At 62.5% G+C, this 16,225-nt stretch carries 19 protein-coding genes; 15 read left to right on the forward strand and 4 right to left on the reverse strand.

Going from position 1 to position 16,225, the window contains the following annotated elements:
- Window positions 1–12: 12 nt before the first annotated feature.
- Window positions 13–1,017 (reverse strand): HNH endonuclease, encoded by a 1,005-nt coding sequence (locus ACO06F_RS19510; RefSeq protein WP_394946389.1) that lies wholly within the window; start codon window positions 1,015–1,017, stop codon window positions 13–15.
- Window positions 1,018–1,767: 750 nt separating this feature from the next.
- On the opposite strand from ACO06F_RS19510, the gene ACO06F_RS19515 reads away from it, so the two are divergent.
- Complete coding sequence (locus tag ACO06F_RS19515; RefSeq protein ID WP_421694385.1) at window positions 1,768–2,082, forward strand: DUF736 domain-containing protein; 315 nt, start codon at window positions 1,768–1,770, stop codon at window positions 2,080–2,082.
- 69 nt (window positions 2,083–2,151) lie between these two features.
- Here ACO06F_RS19515 and ACO06F_RS19520 read toward each other — a convergent pair whose 3' ends face one another.
- A complete protein-coding gene (locus ACO06F_RS19520) occupies window positions 2,152–2,949 on the reverse strand; it encodes a hypothetical protein (protein ID WP_421694386.1) in 798 nt (265 codons plus the stop codon).
- 252 nt (window positions 2,950–3,201) lie between these two features.
- Between ACO06F_RS19520 and ACO06F_RS19525 the strand changes: the two genes are divergently transcribed.
- The 3 genes from ACO06F_RS19525 to ACO06F_RS19535 all read left to right on the forward strand — a co-directional run bounded on the left by ACO06F_RS19525 (window position 3,202) and on the right by ACO06F_RS19535 (window position 5,121).
- Complete coding sequence (locus ACO06F_RS19525; RefSeq protein WP_421694387.1) at window positions 3,202–4,044, forward strand: DUF932 domain-containing protein; 843 nt, start codon at window positions 3,202–3,204, stop codon at window positions 4,042–4,044.
- A gap of 296 nt (window positions 4,045–4,340) precedes the next feature.
- Window positions 4,341–4,595 (forward strand): transcriptional regulator domain-containing protein, encoded by a 255-nt coding sequence (locus ACO06F_RS19530; protein WP_421694388.1) that lies wholly within the window; start codon window positions 4,341–4,343, stop codon window positions 4,593–4,595.
- Complete coding sequence (locus ACO06F_RS19535) at window positions 4,576–5,121, forward strand: DUF2285 domain-containing protein (protein ID WP_421694389.1); 546 nt, start codon at window positions 4,576–4,578, stop codon at window positions 5,119–5,121. Before ACO06F_RS19530 ends, ACO06F_RS19535 begins: the two co-directional genes overlap by 20 nt.
- Window positions 5,122–5,189: 68 nt before the next feature.
- Here the strand turns inward: ACO06F_RS19535 and ACO06F_RS19540 are convergent, their stop codons facing one another.
- The gene (locus ACO06F_RS19540) at window positions 5,190–5,837 is read right to left on the reverse strand and encodes a hypothetical protein (protein WP_421694390.1); all 648 of its coding nucleotides are present in this window, start codon (window positions 5,835–5,837) and stop codon (window positions 5,190–5,192) included.
- A 163-nt stretch (window positions 5,838–6,000) separates the two neighbouring features.
- Between ACO06F_RS19540 and ACO06F_RS19545 the strand changes: the two genes are divergently transcribed.
- The 9 genes from ACO06F_RS19545 (at window position 6,001) to ACO06F_RS19585 (ending at window position 12,952) form a co-directional block, all read left to right on the forward strand.
- Entirely contained in the window at window positions 6,001–6,270 is a 270-nt protein-coding gene (locus tag ACO06F_RS19545) for a helix-turn-helix transcriptional regulator (RefSeq protein ID WP_088871093.1), read from the forward strand.
- Entirely contained in the window at window positions 6,271–7,341 is a 1,071-nt protein-coding gene (locus ACO06F_RS19550; RefSeq protein WP_421694391.1) for a replication initiator protein A, read from the forward strand.
- The gene (gene parA, locus ACO06F_RS19555) at window positions 7,338–7,991 is read left to right on the forward strand and encodes a ParA family partition ATPase (protein WP_421694392.1); all 654 of its coding nucleotides are present in this window, start codon (window positions 7,338–7,340) and stop codon (window positions 7,989–7,991) included. The genes ACO06F_RS19550 and parA overlap by 4 nt, the downstream gene beginning before the upstream one ends.
- Window positions 7,988–8,239, forward strand: coding sequence for a hypothetical protein (locus ACO06F_RS19560; protein WP_421694393.1), 252 nt, complete (start codon window positions 7,988–7,990; stop codon window positions 8,237–8,239). The genes parA and ACO06F_RS19560 overlap by 4 nt, the downstream gene beginning before the upstream one ends.
- A complete protein-coding gene (locus tag ACO06F_RS19565; RefSeq protein ID WP_421694394.1) occupies window positions 8,236–8,757 on the forward strand; it encodes a DUF2840 domain-containing protein in 522 nt (173 codons plus the stop codon). Before ACO06F_RS19560 ends, ACO06F_RS19565 begins: the two co-directional genes overlap by 4 nt.
- Window positions 8,754–9,299 carry a S26 family signal peptidase gene (locus ACO06F_RS19570; RefSeq protein WP_421694395.1) on the forward strand — a complete coding sequence of 182 codons (546 nt, stop codon included), beginning with the start codon at window positions 8,754–8,756 and terminating at the stop codon, window positions 9,297–9,299. The genes ACO06F_RS19565 and ACO06F_RS19570 overlap by 4 nt, the downstream gene beginning before the upstream one ends.
- 45 nt (window positions 9,300–9,344) lie before the next feature.
- A complete protein-coding gene (locus ACO06F_RS19575; RefSeq protein WP_268155321.1) occupies window positions 9,345–9,680 on the forward strand; it encodes a DUF736 domain-containing protein in 336 nt (111 codons plus the stop codon).
- Between the two features lie 4 nt (window positions 9,681–9,684).
- Window positions 9,685–10,611, forward strand: coding sequence for a lytic transglycosylase domain-containing protein (locus ACO06F_RS19580; RefSeq protein ID WP_421694396.1), 927 nt, complete (start codon window positions 9,685–9,687; stop codon window positions 10,609–10,611).
- 1,219 nt (window positions 10,612–11,830) lie between these two features.
- Window positions 11,831–12,952, forward strand: a complete 1,122-nt coding sequence (locus ACO06F_RS19585; protein WP_421696728.1) for a DUF3363 domain-containing protein — start codon at window positions 11,831–11,833, stop codon at window positions 12,950–12,952.
- A 30-nt stretch (window positions 12,953–12,982) separates the two neighbouring features.
- Here ACO06F_RS19585 and ACO06F_RS19590 read toward each other — a convergent pair whose 3' ends face one another.
- Window positions 12,983–13,906, reverse strand: a complete 924-nt coding sequence (locus tag ACO06F_RS19590; protein WP_421694397.1) for a LysR family transcriptional regulator — start codon at window positions 13,904–13,906, stop codon at window positions 12,983–12,985.
- A 122-nt stretch (window positions 13,907–14,028) separates the two neighbouring features.
- On the opposite strand from ACO06F_RS19590, the gene ACO06F_RS19595 reads away from it, so the two are divergent.
- Window positions 14,029–15,252, forward strand: a complete 1,224-nt coding sequence (locus ACO06F_RS19595) for an MFS transporter (protein ID WP_421694398.1) — start codon at window positions 14,029–14,031, stop codon at window positions 15,250–15,252.
- Window positions 15,249–16,172, forward strand: coding sequence for an EthD domain-containing protein (locus ACO06F_RS19600; RefSeq protein ID WP_421694399.1), 924 nt, complete (start codon window positions 15,249–15,251; stop codon window positions 16,170–16,172). The genes ACO06F_RS19595 and ACO06F_RS19600 overlap by 4 nt, the downstream gene beginning before the upstream one ends.
- The last annotated feature ends 53 nt before the right edge of the window (window positions 16,173–16,225 follow it).

The following is a 16,225-nucleotide window of genomic DNA, read 5'->3' on the forward strand; positions in this document are numbered from 1 at the left end:
TATCAGCAGCAATCAGGAGGCTGCTGAGCCAGCATTCTTTTCAACTGCCTGTTCGTAACCAACTGTTATAGGAACAATCTCGCCTTTTACAACTTCGCGACCCGTGAAGTCGAGGAGAGCACGACCTGGTGCGCCAAATCGTGTTGGATCGGGCGACCCCGGCGTCGGAAAAGGGTGGATCGAAACAGACTGGCCGTTCATAGCGCCATCGTGCTTTTCCGATGGCAACTGCACCTGAAAGACTTCGTTTCCATATCCCAAAATCAAGTAAGCATATGCATATCCAGTCACGGATGGTTTTCGCTGTAGAATGAATGCAGCGATAAGATCGTTAGGCATCGGTCCCGGCTGGAACGAATATATGATCGGGCATTGATCGGCAAAAGGACGGCTGTGATCCTTGTCTTGCACCCATGCCATGAGGTGCGGGAAATTTACGATCTCTACGTCCGGAAGCAATGTCAGGCCGATCTTCATGAAAGCCTTAAGCACGGCAACAGGCGTGTAAGCATCTCGCTTAAGCTTGAACGTGATTCTTTTGTTGGGCTCATCGATCTCATACAATGGATCGTCTTCGTAGGAGGAGATGTTAAAACCCTTCTCGCCGTACTCGATCCGCCAACCTGGCGCATCGCCTCCCTTCTTCAGGGTCGGCACACCGCTCTTTCCCCGGATGCGAGCGAAGGTACGCATAGGCTTTGACCAGTTGCCTAGATCGTTCTCGATGCCCCGGCCAAACTTGTCGTTGCAGGTATCGCATTCGTAGGCGCTCTCGATGCTCTTGTTGCCGAGAGACTCAGGTATGGCATGTGCCACCTTGCGAAATGTCACATCTGGCGGACGTTTGCCGCAGAATCTGCAAATCCGATTGTTCTTGTCTCCGAGCATGACCTTATCGCCCGGCTTCAGTAGCCAAGACCCAAGCACGTCGTAGTGAGTTTCATAAAAGGAAATAACATCATCTCTTGTAGCCATCGCGGCATCATAAATGTTCAGCTCTGAATATGCACCCGACATGTATCAACGTTCGCCTAAATGCTCGACTGAAATTGCCAAGGGACGTTGCCCTTCTGGCCGCGCTCTCGGCTGCGCCGGAACCGCGCCCATTGCGCGTTTCCGCCATACGCGTCGATCGCTAACGCGAAGATCAGCGGCGGTTCGCCAAAAGCCCCCTGCCATAGTCGGGTGTCTGGACGTGTCAGGCATCAATCTCCGCTACCGCGTGGTCAGGCTGTGCGCTTTGCCCCATCTTCATCTTTGACGGGCAAGCGGATCAGGCCGGAGCAAATCACCCCACCTTGTCGCAGCATCCGCAAGCCGGGTGACTATGGTGTTCAAAGCCGTGCAATCCGATGGCACGCTCGATCCATGGGGCGGGAGCGCAGCTTTGTCCGCCATACGGACGGGACAGGCCAGAAGCGTTTCAGGCGTCAGGGCAAGCCGCGCTGGTGATGCCGTCATTCGCCTTTATCTGACAGCAGCGACCGGATCGCATCATCATATCTCGTCAGTCCTGTACCGGCCGCACCCACGGCGTCCTCGACCTGCGTGGGTCTGACCGAAGACCGGCTGCGCCTCGATCATCCTCCCGCAACGTCCGTCGCCAGCTTTTTTCCGCCGCCTTCGGCTTTGCATCGCGAAACAAAAAAGCCGTCGCCGGCCGCCTTCCACTTCGTTTCAGCCTTTCAGGTGCGGGCTGATCGTCCCCGTTCGCACGACCACCATCGAGGTCGCGATAGGCGCGGCCCGAGGAACGGAGACACGACAATGGCAACCATCGGCACCTTCACCAAGACCGCGAACGGCGACATCACCGGCACGGTCAAGACCCTGACTCTCAACGTCAATGCCAAGTTCGTTCCCACCGAGGGCGACAGCGAGCGCGGCCCGGACTATCGGATCTTCGCCGGCACCACCGAGTTCGGTGCGGCGTGGAAGAAGACCGCCCGCGAGACCGGCCGCGATTATCTCTCGGTCAAGCTGGACGATCCGAGCTTTCCGGCCCCGATCTACGCCAGCCTGGTCGAGGACGACGGCGGCGAAGCTCACAACCTCATCTGGTCTCGCCGCAACGGCGACTGAGGCCGTGTTTGCCTCCGAAGCCCCGCTCTCACGCGGGGCTTCGGTACGCTTTTCCGTAATCGGCTTCGTTCAGATTTCACCGCGTCGGATACTGCGCTCATGCTTGTAATCGAAGCACTTCGACAGTCGCGAGATAAATTTCCCTTTGTGGAAGCGCCACTTCGGTTCGTCGTCCAATATGCCAGTAAATATGTCTCCGGCCATGCTCAATCCCAGTCCATGAAACAATCGAACGAGGACCAAGTCGTAAACTTGGAATGCTAGTTTATTGAATCGATTGAGGGTTGCGACCGACTCCATGCCTGCATCCTCTCCGCGCCGGGAACGGTTCTCCGCTTCCTGAAACTGTGGAACTGTGGCATGCACATAGCGGGATAACTCGCTGTAGAGCGATAAAATCGTGCTGTTCGCTTCCGGATGCGCTTCGAACTCATCAAAATATACTAGCGCTGCAACGTAGTCCTCAAATCGTCGATCTCTGTCATCAAGTCCCCGAAGTCGTTCTTCAAAGCTCCGAGCTTCGGGATGAAAATCGCGAGATGACAACCTTACTGACGCCTCAAGCAGGAAGCGCAGTTCGCGGCGGGCAGCATTTTGCAGCCCCTCCTTAGCATTCATCGAGATCGCAAGTGTAGATTCCACGATATGCGGCGCGAAGCGGAATAAAAGATAATCGTTGCTCGCGTCATAGCGCGTCCCTTGTAAACGCACGTATGTCGTGGCCATAAGAAAATCGGATGCAATTCCCTGAAGGTAACGCAACCCATCTTGGAAGGGCTGGCTGTTCAAAACAGCCTCTTCGTAGCCTTCACGCCGCTCACGCATCTGTCGAGCAATGGGTTCCAATGGATCTTCCGGGTCACTCATCGTCACGCTGTCCTAGTTGCACCAGTTGAGCTGCAATATATCAAAAAGCTAAGGGCTCCGCCCCCGCGCGCTGCAAGGGATCGCTGGCGCTCGTCCGGGCCGGTATCCCCGGCCTTCCTCCATTTCATTGCGTGCAGGCCGGGCGATCCCCCTCCGGCCCCGACGCCCTTGCACCTTGCTACCCCGGTCTCGGCGACGGCCAGGGTTGCAGCGCAGCGCTGCGCTCCAACCCAGCCCCAAGGGAGACAGACCATGTATCATCATCTCGCCACCCGGTTCGGCCGCAACTCTCACCAGATCAGCGGACGCGAAGCCCTCGACAACGAAGCTCTTTTTCGTCACGTCCCCTCAGTGTTCGCCCGCGAAGCGCATGACAGCCGGTCGGAGCGTTACGTCTACGTCCGCACCATCGAGATCGTGGAAGGATTGCGCCGGGAGGGCTGGTTTCCGTTCTTTGCGGTGCAATCGGTGCCGCGCGACGGCAGCCGCCACGGTCACGCGAAGCACATGCTACGCCTGCGCCGGGATGATGGGATCGGCAAACCCGAGGCGGCGGAAGTCATCATCGTCAACAGCCACGACGGGACCAGCGCCTATCAGATGTTCGCCGGGGTGCTCCGCTTCGTTTGCACCAACAGCATGATCGCGGGAGAGCGGTTCGAGGAAGTCCGCGTTCCTCACAAGGGTGGCATTCAGGACCAGATCATTGAGGGCGTCTACACCGTCGCGGAGGACTTTCCGCGCCTGATCGATGCGACCGAGACCATGAAGGACACGCGACTCTCACGGGACGAGCAGCAGGTGTTGGCCGAGGCGAGCCTTGTCGCGCGCTATGGCGAGGGGGAAAGCCCGGTTCGCCCGGATCAGATCATCGCTCCGCGCCGCCGCGAGGATGTCGGGCAAAACCTGTGGCAGACCTTCAACGTCATTCAGGAAAACCTCATTCGGGGCGGGCTGGATGGACGACGGCAGACTGCGGATGGACGCATCCGCCGCAGCCGGACGCGGCCGATCAACGGTATCGACCAGAATGTCGGGCTGAACCGCGCCCTGTGGACGTTGGCCGAGGGAATGCAGCGGCTGAAGACCGCCTGACCCTCGCAAAGCCGTGGAGCCGGAAACCCGGCTTCACGGCTTTCCGCAGAAGCGTGGATCAGATTTCGCGCCGATCCGTCTTTGCGGATCGGCGGGTTTCCGCTTAGCAGACGAAACGCGGCTCGCCGGGCATGGCCCGGCTCGCGAAGGAACCTCAAAAACGATCCGAATTATCTTCAAATATTGATCGTCCAACGCGATCAACATATCGGGAAACAGTGGCTTCAACGCGAGCCTCGTATCGCGAACAGTTCCTCTTTCCAGCAACGCATAAATGCTGGACGAGAGGTGACGCCATGCCGAGTACAGATTGGCGCTCGCCGGCCGCTTATGCACATGCCAAGAGCATTTCTGCCGCCGGCTTTGCCTGGGAGTATCTTCGTCGCGATGAGGATTATCGCCGCGACTTTCATCGCGTGAGGCGATTGCCACGCCTCGACAGCGATGCGCAGACGGCGTTCTCGGAACGCTGGGGGGTGCGATTTCCCGACAGACCCGACTCTCGCCGCCGACCGGGCTGCGCTATTCTGGATGCCGTCGCTGCTGCCTGATGCCTTTGAGCTTCACCCCATTCCGGGCAGCGTTGGCGATCACGCCAGCATGGCGATCAGCCTGCCGACGTTGTCGGGTCTCGATGCTCGCGCCGCCGAGGATGGGAAGTGGCATGGTCTCTGGCGGTCGGCGGGCGTGGACCATCAGTTCTGGCTCACAAGTCCGCCATCCGGCGCCAAGACGGCCTATGTCGTCATCCTGCCGCTCGACGCTTTGCTGGAGCACCGCGCCGAGGCGGTGCTTCGTTTCTGGCGCGCGCTGACGGGGCGGCCAATCGGCGAGCATCACCACGCTCTACCGGCGCAGACCCGGGACCGGCACATCTTGATCCTGCGCGCCCTCGACGGGCGCACCGATGGCGCCAGCTATCGCAAGATCGCGGAAGCCCTGCTGGGCTTTCACGGCAATAAGGCCGATTGGGAGAGCGATCCTCGCAAGAACCAGGCGCGTCGTCTCGTGGCCGACGGCACCGACTACGTGCGCGGCGGATATCGAAAACTGCTGCAATATCCAATTCGTTGGTAGTAACTATTCTCATTTTACGGGAAATACGTTCCGCACCGACTGATCCGAGTAAACATGCCGCTCTATGATCAGCTGTCAGGTAAATTCAGCGCATATTTTAAAAGTAAATGACCATATTCATTGAGATCATAAAGCGTACCTCCAGATAGAGGATCATCAAATGTTCCCCCATCTATGCCCGTTTGAGCCAACAATCCTGCTGAAAACAGACTGTCGGCTATCGGAGTCATCTCTCTCTGGGTTCCAGGCTTGAACGTCTTTAGGAACTCTAGATCCGTTATATAGCACCGTGAGACGATGGCTGCTAATCGCATTGCGTGGGGATAGTCGATTTCGCCTCGTACGTGCGCCGCCATAACACGTCCTATGAGTGCCGGTTTGGTCGCATCGTCAGCGCGCTCGAGTATGAGCAGGATGGTTTCACCAAATTCTTCTTTCTTCCCCTTTTCTTCGAGGCTTTCAACAAATCGTATGCGGTCCTCCGGCGTAGATTTGCTGGCCTCACCGAGGAACCGGAGGACTTTCCGAATAAATAGCTCCTGCTGAACGGCCTTTCCTGCTCGCCAAAGACCCGTAGCGATGCCGAAAACTGGTACTCCATCGAGTGCGCCCGAAGAGATGGCGGCGTCCAGGCCCGCATCTCCTACGGTGACCAGCAGATTCGTACTGGCTTCGGACTTAATTGAGTCGGTTAAAGCCGAACCAAGTTTGGTCATGAAGTATCCTCGCATCAGACGACTGGCGCAAATGTACCCCCAGGGGTGCCGAAATCGCCACCCCCTGATTCCGGCACGCTGCAAGCCGCCGTTCCTCCGCCACGGTTCGCCATGACCCGCTGCCGTCACCGGCAGCCATCCGAACCGCCCCGGAGGCCCGATCATGCTCGACCCGAAGACGGGATTGCCGCCGCGTTTCCTGCGCACGCCCGACGCGGCGCGTTTCCTCGGCATCTCGCTCAGGACGCTGGAAAAGCACCGCACCTATGGCACCGGTCCGACCTATCGCAAGATCGGCGGCCGCGTGATCTACGCGCTCGAGGACCTGCAGGCCTGGACGGCCATCGGCGCGCGCAAATCCACCACGGACCAGACTGCCAGCCGGGTCTTTCCGGCGCGTCCTCTGACGCCTGCCGAGCGGGGAGCGCGCTGAATGAGCGGCTCCTCTCGACAAGACGGCAAGCACGGGAGCGAACGCCAGCGGCTCGATCCCTTCGTGGTCGCCACCGGCGATGCCAGCCCGCGCGATCAGCGCGATCTAATGGAACGGCCGTTCTTCTCGTTGTCGAAGACGCCGCGCGTCAAGCCGATCCTCTACAAGGCCGCCGATGTCGAGGTGCAGGTGCTGGGGATGCCCGAGCACGGCATGGCGACGATATGGGATGCCGATGTGCTGATCTGGGCCGCCTCACAGATCGTCGCGGCCGAGAACCATGGTCTACGTACCTCGCGCTTCTTTCGCTTCACGCCCTACCAACTCCTGCGCGGTGTCGGCCGTCCGACCGGAAATCAGCAGTATCTTCTCCTGAAGGCCTCGCTGGCGCGGCTGCAATCGACGGTCATCGCCACGACGATCCGCAACGGCGCGCAATGGCGCCGTCGTCAGTTCTCCTGGATCAACGAGTGGGAGGAGATGACGACGCGAGAGGGCCGTGTCGAGGGCATGGAGTTTGTCCTGCCCGAATGGTTCTACAACGGGGTCGTCAACCGCTCGCTGGTGCTGACCATCGACCCGAACTATTTCCGGCTGACCGGCGGCATCGAGCGCTGGCTCTATCGCGTCGCGCGCAAGCATGCCGGCCATCAACAACACGGCTGGCTGTTCGAGATCAGCCATCTCTACGCCAAATCTGGCAGTCTCGCGCGCATCTCTGATTTCGCGCTCGATCTGCGCCGCATCGCTCTCCGTCAGCCCTTGCCCGGATATCGCCTATCGATCGAACGCGAGGGGCGGCGTGAACTGCTCCGCATACGGCCCGTCCAACAATTCACAGTGCCTGTGGATGAGCCTGTGAACAGCATCGGCAGATCAGGCGCAAAGGGTATCGGCACATCAGGCGCAGGCCTATCGGCAGATCGGGCGCACGAACCACAGTTAACGCTCTGGCCTGAAACACGAAATCCGGCCGCTAACTTAGACTCTAACAGAGAATCTAACTCTTCCTTGTTGGCGCGCGCGAAACGCGGTCCTGGTGCCGGTGCTGGCGGAAGGCGGGCGCCATGATCGTGGCGCTCCTCAATCAGAAAGGCGGCGTCGGCAAGACGACGTTGGCGCTGCATCTCGCCGGGGAATGGGCCGGGAGAGGCAAGCGCGTCACGCTGATCGATGCAGACCCGCAGGGTTCGGCATTGGACTGGTCGCAGCAGCGTGTGCGCGAGAATGGTGTCCGGCTGTTCGGCGTCGTCGGTCTGGCGCGCGACACCTTGCACCGGGAAGCACCGGAACTGGCACGCGACGCCGATCACATCGTGATCGATGGACCTCCGCGCATCGCCGGGTTGATGCGGTCCGCGTTGCTGGCCGCCGACGTGGTGCTGATCCCCGTGCAGCCATCGCCGTTCGACGGCTGGGCCTCGGCCGAGATGCTGGCGCTCGTTGCCGAAGCGCGCATCTACCGACCGGCCTTGGCGGCGCGCTTCGTACTCAACCGCTGCGGCACGCGCACCATCATCGCCCGCGAGACTGCCGAGACGCTCGCCGATCATGACCCGCCGGTGCTGTCCACGACCATCGGTCAGCGCGTCGTTTTCGCCGATGCCGCACAGTCCGGTCGGCTCGCCTCCGAAATCGATCCCGACAGTCAGGCCTCGCGCGAAATCGCGGCACTTACCGCGGAGATCGAACGGCTCAATACCGGAAGGGGGATGTCATGAGCGCGCACCCGATCCGTCGCCGCTTTGCGGCCCGGCCCGCCGATCCTGAAAACTGGATCAAGGCAGCCGATGCGCCGCGCACCGACGGGGCGGCCCGCTTCACTGCGCGGCTGACCATCGACATCGCGCCCGAACTGCGTGGCCGCATCAAGATCGTCGCCTTTCAGCGCGGCATCACCGTGGCCGACATGCTGCGCGATCTGCTCGCGCGTGAATTTCCTTCGACCACCGATGGAGATCGCCCATGACCGGCGCCACCGCTTCCCGTTCTCATGGCGGTGCTGCACCGCGCACCCAGTCCGCCGACGCTTTCACACAAGTCGAACTGACGCACATCGAGAAGCGGATCGAGAACTGGATCAGGTTCGGCCACAAGGCGCGCGAACAGGTGCTCGACCGAAGTCGGCGTGTCTTTTTCTACAGGCCCGGCAGCGTCTTTGCCTTCGTGCGGTGGGCATCGAACGACTTCGGCACGATCACATCGCGCATCGACATCGTGCGCGCGGTGGCGCCAGGTGAGCCCTTCCAGACGCTGCCTTTCGTGCGTCCCGGCGGCGACATCCTGCTCAGAATCGAGGGCTGGCCCAAGGTCGAGCGCGTCCTTCAGCACATCGATGCCATCGAGGTGATCGGCATTGATCCGACCGAGGTGTCGCCCGATCACTGGCGGCACGTCCTCAACCGTTTGACCGTTGGATACGAGCCGCGTGCCTACACCGTCGATCAGCATCAGGCGTTTCTATTGCGCCAGAGGGCTGAACCATGACCCGGTTCGGCTACATCATGGCGACGTACTTCTCCGTGATGGGCGTTGCCGTCGCATCGTTCATTCCCACGCCGCTGCGCGTCGTCTGGAACGCATCCGCGAGCGTTCCGATCGGCCTCTACACTCTTGCTCCGGCACCGGACCTGGAGGTCGGCGATCTCGTCGCAGTGCTTCCTGACAAACCGCTCGCCGACTTCATGGTGGAGCGCGGCTACATCGGCCGCGGCGTGCCGCTGTTGAAGCGCGTCATGGCCCTACCGGGACATGAAGTCTGTCGCACCGGGCGCACCATCTACGTCGATCATGTGCCGCTCGGTGACGCGCTCGATCGCGACCGCGCGGGCCGCGATCTGCCGGTCTGGCAAGGCTGCCGGAAGATCGCGCAGGGCGAGCTCTTCCTGATGAACCCGGATGTCCGCGACAGCCTGGATGGCCGCTACTTCGGCCCGATCCCAGTGCGCACCGTCATCGGCAAGGCGACGCCGATCTACACCGACGAGGAGGGTGACGGCCACTTCGTCTGGCGCGCTCCGACACGGTGAGTGTCGCACCACCTTCGTTCCCCCACCAACTCGAAGAGGATTCCTATGCCGCAAATTGGCGAGTTCACGCGCGAAACCACCGGCTTTGTCGGGCGCGTCCACACCTTCACGCTCTTCCGCGAGATCACCATCGTTCCGGCAGAGCCGTCCGACGCCGACAACGCGCCGGACTACCGCGTCCACAACGGCAACGAGGAAGGGCCGGAGATCGGCGCGGGCTGGAAGCGCACCGGCGAACGAGCCGGGGATTACATCGCGCTCGTCATCGATGATCCCGGCTTGCCGCAGCCGATCCGCGCGAACCTGTTTCGTGACGACGACGGTGGCGCGTCCTGGTCGCTGCATTGGAACCGTGCCCCGAAGCGCGGCGAGCGGGAGTGACAACATGCGACCCGCCAGCCTGCGCGCGTGCGCGATCTCCTTGCGATCGGTCATTCCTTTGTTCGCGGGAAAGCCGTCTCATCCCTTCGTCCCGCTCGACGACCCGTCGGCCAGCGCGCGCAGCGGAGGTCAAAGGCGATCGAAGATCGGCGCATTGCGCGTACCCTTGACGGCAGCGAGCACGCTGGCAGGCTGGTGTCGCAGTGGAGAAGGTGCGCCTGTTCGAATGGCGGTCATTCTTCTCTCGGGCTTGCTTTACGGTGTTGCGATCCCGGCATTTGCGCTGGCGCAGACGAAGCCCGTCGCTCATCCGTCTGCGCGCGATCTCTATGGTGATCACATCGCCGAAGCGGCACAGCGCTTCGAGCTTCCCGCCGCCTGGATTCTCGCGGTGATGCGCATCGAGAGCGACGGTGATCGACGCGCCACCTCGCCCAAAGGGGCGATCGGACTGATGCAGATCATGCCGGAGACCTGGGCCGAGCTGCGCGTGCGTTACCGCCTGGGTGACGATCCTTACGACCCGCACGACAACATCATCGCCGGCGCGGCCTATATCCGCGAACTGTTCGACCGCTACGGCTCGCCGGAGTGGATCGCTGCCTACAACGCAGGTCCCGGGCGCTATGAGGCGCTGAAGGGCCGACCGCTTCCACCGGAAACCCGCGCTTATGTCGCCGCCCTCGCGCCGATCATCAGCGGCAGCGAGACCACCGGCGCGGTCATGATCGCGTCCGCCGATCCGCTCTTCTGGACCCGTGCTCCGCTTTTCGTCGTGCAGCCTTTGAGCAAGACGACGGCCACTCTCATGCAAACCGACGAACACAAGGACGACACTCCGAAAGCGGTCGTCGTGCGCGACCTGTCCGCCATCGTGCCGCAGTCGGGCGGTTTGTTCGTTGTGCGAGCGGATGCGGGACGACAGCCATGAGGTTCGTGATCGCGTCCGCCCGGCGGGAGACTTCAGTGTGCAGCGGATGGGGCTGGCAACGGTCTCATCCATCAGCAGGAGGGGCACGAAGGGGGCAAAGGGCGGAGGGCAAGATTAAAGCGGACGGCACCCCATGGGTCCGATTCGCAGGGCAAGCCCTTGTCTGCACACTGTTTGGGGTGGCACCGTCTTCGGACCTACATGGTGCCGCGAGGTGTGGAAAAGCCAGAATATACGGTGGTTCTCGCGGCACTCTTGGCCGAAGCCGGCGGTTTCGGGCGGATCAACCATGAGCGACGATGACGAAAATCGTTTCCGGCCAAGACCCGGCCGCGTCCGATCCAACGGCGGGAAAGCCGGACAGGCCAAGAGCTTCCTCAGCAAGGTGCGGAAGGTCACGCGCCAGCAACTGGCAGCCTCTGGCCGAAGCCGATCGGCGAAGAGCGGTGGTTCCGGTCGCGGCACCAAGGAAAAGAGTATCGTCGCCTCCGGTCGGGGCGTGCAGCGCGGTCGCGGCGCGGCCTTCGTGCGCGCCCGCAATCTGTCGAACAGCTGGAGCCACCGCCAGTCCGGCAGCCGCCGTGTCATCGTCAAATCCCGTTCCGTCCGGCGTGCGGGCAAGAGCGGAAAGGCCGCCGCGCATCTGCACTATATCCAGCGCGACGGCACATCGCACGATGGTGAGCGAGGCCGACTCTATTCGGCGACGGAGGATCGCGCCGATGGCGATGCTTTCCTTGATCGCGGAAAGGACGATCGCCACCAGTTCCGATTCATCATTTCACCGGAAGATGCCACTGAGCTTGCCGACCTGACCGGCTACACCCGCGAGTTGATGGGAAGGCTCGAAGTCGACCTTGGGACCAAGCTCGATTGGGTGGCGGTCAATCACCACAACACCGGCCATCCCCATGCGCATGTTGTCGTCAACGGCTGCGATGCGCTCGGCGAAGATCTCGTCATCAATGGCGACTATCTCGCCAATGGCATTCGTGAGCGGGCGAGCGAACTGGCGACGCTGGAACTCGGCCCCGTCACCGAGATCGAGCAGCACCGCAAGCTCATGGCGGAGGTCGATCAAGATCGGCTCACCCGCATCGACCGGGCGATGATCGCCGAGGCCGAAGACCGTTTGCTTGACCTCCGATATGAACCGGGCGATCTGCGCGGCCAGTCTGACCGGACCATGCGGCTACGCCGTCTCGGCAAACTGGGCGACATGGGCCTTGCCATTGAGCATGCGCCGGGCGTCTGGGAATTGAGCGAACGGCTGGAGCCAACCCTGCGCGAGATGGGCGAGCGCAGCGATATCATCCGCACCCTGCAGAAGGCGCTCCGGGCCGACGGCGCCGAGCGCGATCCCATGACCTTCGAGATTCACGACGGCGCGCCGACGACGGCGGTCGTTGGCCGCATCATCGACAAGCATCTCACCGACGAGCTGGGGGAGAGCCTGACGCTTGTGGTCGATGGCATCGACGGGCGCACGCACCATGTTTCCGGCATCGACCCGACCCGCGTCGAGGATGCCCGCATCGGCAGCATCATCGAGATCGGGCCGGCGGACAGCACCGGCCGCTCATCCGATCGCGCCATCGTCGGCATGGCCGAGGACGGCATCTATCAGCCGAGCCGTCATCTGGAGCAGGCCCGGTTCGAAGGTCGAGTGCCGGGCGGCGACTACGAGGGGTTCGTGGACGCCCATGTCCGTCGGCTGGAAGCGTTGCGCCGCGCCGGGATCGCCGAGCGGATCGACGGCGATCAGTGGCACATCCCGGAAGACTTCGAGGCGCGCGCCGTTGCGCATGATGCGGAGCGGAACGGCCGCGCCAATGTCCGCATCCTTTCGACCTTCGACCTCGAACGCCAGATCGGAGCGGACGGCGCGACCTGGCTCGACCGACGGCTGGTCGGTGTGGGCGTGTCCGACCTGTCGTCGTCAGGATTTGGCAACCAGGTGCACGAGGCGATGGATCGTCGCCGTGAACATCATGTCGAGCATGGCGATGCCGGTCGTCAGCCGGACGGTAGGATCGCCTATCGGCGCAACCTGATCGCTACGCTTCAGGAGCGCGAGGTTGCCCGCGCTGGCGAAGAGACGGCAGCGAAGAAGGCCCTGCCGTTCCGAGCCGCTGCTGATGGCGAAGCCATCGCGGGGAAATTCACCGGAACCGTGCAGCTATCAAGCGGCAAGTTCGCCATCGTCGAGAAGTCCCACGAGTTCACACTTGTCCCGTGGCGGCCGGTCATCGACCGCCAGCTTGGTCGCGAGGTATCGGGCATCGTCCGTGGCGGATCGGTGTCGTGGCAATTGGGGCGGCAGAAAGGATTGGATATCTGATCTCAACACAGGGAAAGCTGGAGCGAAGGGCTATCTACCGCGATCCCACGGCGGTTCGGGCAAAAAGCGGTTCACCAGTTCATCGACCACGACGCGCACCTTCGGGCTCATCTGCCGAGTTTGCGGCCAGAGGGCGTGAATTGGAAAGCCTCGCGTCGTCACCTCCGGCAGCACCCGGGCTAGTCGACCATCGCGCAAGTGGTCGGCAATCAGCCAGGTCGAGAGCAGCGCGATGCCTTGGCCGGCGAGGGCCGCGTCACAGATGGCGTCGCTGTGGTTGAACGAGAGCCGTCCGGAGACGGGCTTCGCCACAGGCGCGCCCTTCCCATCCAGAAACCACCACGGCAAGGACTGTCCGCCCCGGCCAAAGATGATGCAGGCATGAGCGTCCAGGTCATCGAGCGAGGTGGGGCTCCCGTGCCTGTCGAGATAATCGGGGCTGGCGCAGAGCACCGATTGCTGCACACCCAACTGTCTCGCGACGAGTGTGGAGCTGTCATCGAGATCGCCGATGCGGATCACCAGGTCGATGCCTTCGTCAATCGGATCGATGCGCCGATCGGTCAGCGAGACTTCCAGCGACAGTTCCGGATAGTGCTCGCCAATGTCGAGAAGCACGGGTAGGACCCAGCGTCGACCGAACACCACGGGCAGATCGACCCGCAGTCGCCCGCGCGGCCGCAGGCGATGGGCGTTGAGTGCCGCCTCGGCGTTTTCCAGGTCGGCCAGGACGCGCACGCAGGTTTCGTAGAAGGATTGGCCTTCGGTCGTCAGCGCGAAGCGGCGTGTTGTTCGGTTGAACAATCGAACCCCGAGCCGATCCTCGAGCCGCGCCACGCTCTTGGCGATACCGGATTTCGAGAGGCCGAGCCTCTCCGCCGCCAGCGTGAATCCGCCCGCGTCGGCGGCCTGGACGAAGGCTGTTATGCCACTAAGGTGTTCGGCGGAAATCATCGCGACCTATTGACGACTATCAGTCAACTCATATTGCCATAAGAGGCGATTTATCGCCACTACAGTCGCCAATAAAATGCTCCGGGTAGGGTCGTCCGGCCCGCATCCCACGGAGCGGCGCCATGCCAGGACCATCACATTCCACCCATAAAGACGAAGGAAGGCGCTCTATCCCGCCGGCTCTGATCTGGCTTCTGGCGATCGGAGCCGGCGTCGGCGTCGCCAATGTCTATTACATCCAACCGGTGGTTCCGCTGGTACGCGAGACATTCGGCATCGGATCGGAACCGGCGAGCCTCGTCCCGGCGGTGAGCCAAGCCGGCTATGCCCTCGGAATGCTGCTGCTGGCCCCGCTCGGCGATCTCATCGACCGCAAGCGGCTCGTCCTCGCCAAGTCGATCCTGCTCGTTCTCGCCCTGTTGGCGACGGCTCTCGCACCGAATTTTTCCGTGCTTCTTGCCGTCAGCCTCGGCGTCGGACTGCTCGGCAGCCTTGGCCAGGACTTCGTGCCCATGGCGGCGCAACTCGCGACGGCCGAAGAGCGGGGGCGCACCATCGGGCTTGTGACCACGGGCCTGCTCTGCGGCATCCTGTTGTCTCGCACCTTTGGTGGTGTCGTCGGCGATCTCTTCGGCTGGCGAGCGATCTACGCGTTGGCCGCCACCATGGTGGTGCTGGTCGGCGTTGCGGTCTGGCGCTGGTTGCCGCTCCAGCCGGCGACCGCCAACGGTTCCTACGGCGCTTTGCTCCTGAGCCTTGTCACCTTGGTCGGGCGGTACGCGGTGCTACGCAAGGCTCTTCTGACCCAAGGCCTGCTGGCGGCAACCCTTGGCGCCTTCTGGTCGACCCTGGCGTTGATGCTGACGGGGCCGCCGCTCCATCTCGGTGCGGGTGCGGCCGGCGCCTTCGGACTGGCCGGCGCGGCGGGAGCCTTCGGCGCGCCCCTGTTCGGGCGGCTCGCCGACGCCCGCGGGCCTGACATCGCGATCCGCTTCGGCTGTCTGCTGGTCGCTCTTGCCTTCACCCTGATGCTGCTATTGCCGCATTCGATCACCGCGCTGATCGCGGGGGCGGTGCTGTTCGATCTCGGCGTCATGGCCGCGCTGGTGTCGCACCAGACCATCGTCACGACGATCGACCCCGCCGCGCGCAGCCGGCTGAACGGCCTGCTGATGACCGCCGCCATGATCGGCATGGCAATCGGAGCACTCGCCGGCGGCTGGACCTGGAGCCGCTACGGCTGGACCGGCGTGTGCCTCAAAGGCGTGATTGCCGGTCTCGCCGCGCTGCTGCGCTCCCTTCTTCCGCCATCCGTTCCCTTCGCGTCAAAGGAGTTCGCCCGATGACCACCTCTATCGCACCGTCCACATCAACTGAGCCCGACGCTCGAACCGCTCCGCTGACGGTGCTGTTCTCGTTCCTGTTGCGCGCCGATCCGGCTGCCAACGCGTCCGAAACCGACCCCAATCTCAGCTTCGAAACATGGGGTGACTACTGGCGCAAGGTGCATGGCCCGCGCTTCCTCCATCCAGACGAGGCGGACGATCGCACGACGATCAGTCGCCTGCTGCGTTACGATCAGATTCACCGCGTGGCGTCGGGACCGACGAGCTTGAACCCGCCGCCTTATCGGCCACCGCTCGACGCGGACGGTCGCCTGTTCGAGACCATCGTCGGTCACGTCGAGCCCTACCGACGTCCGCAGTGGGACGGGGTCGCGTATCTCAACTTCGCGGGGCTCGACGATCTCGGCGTGGTTCTCGGTGCCGAGCGTGTTCGTCGCAAGATCCTTCCCGAGGATCAGGCGATCTTCCGGGATCTCGGACCGGTGCTCGCCCGCCAGTTTGTCATTATGCCGAACACGGCTGGCAACGACGCGATCGTCCTGATCAAGACGCACATTCGGCGCGATGATCTCGACCGCGAGACCTTCCAGCGCCGCTGGCTGCAAGACCATGCCAAGCTGGTGGTCGACCAGGCCGATACGCAGCGTCTCGTGAAGCGCTACGTCCAACTGCACAACATCGGTCCCGTCACAGAGGGCGTGCCGTTCTTCCACCCCGTAGCCAGCCGGATCGATGGCGTGACGCTAATGGCCTTCACCTCGATGAAGGATGTCGAGAGCTTCCTGCTGTCCGACGGCCATGCCGCGATCGAGGAAGCGGAACGATCCATCGCGGTCGTTGAGGCGGGTGAATATTGGACTGGCCTGACCTTCACCGTCGTCGATCAGCTCGCGCCGGAACAGGCCTCGGCAACGTCATGAGGGCGCCGGCGACGCTGTCCGACAAACGTAGCCGGCCGCGGGCGGTTGTCCCG

This window comes from Aestuariivirga sp., assembly GCF_965227715.1.
Lineage (GTDB): Bacteria > Pseudomonadota > Alphaproteobacteria > Rhizobiales > Aestuariivirgaceae > Aestuariivirga.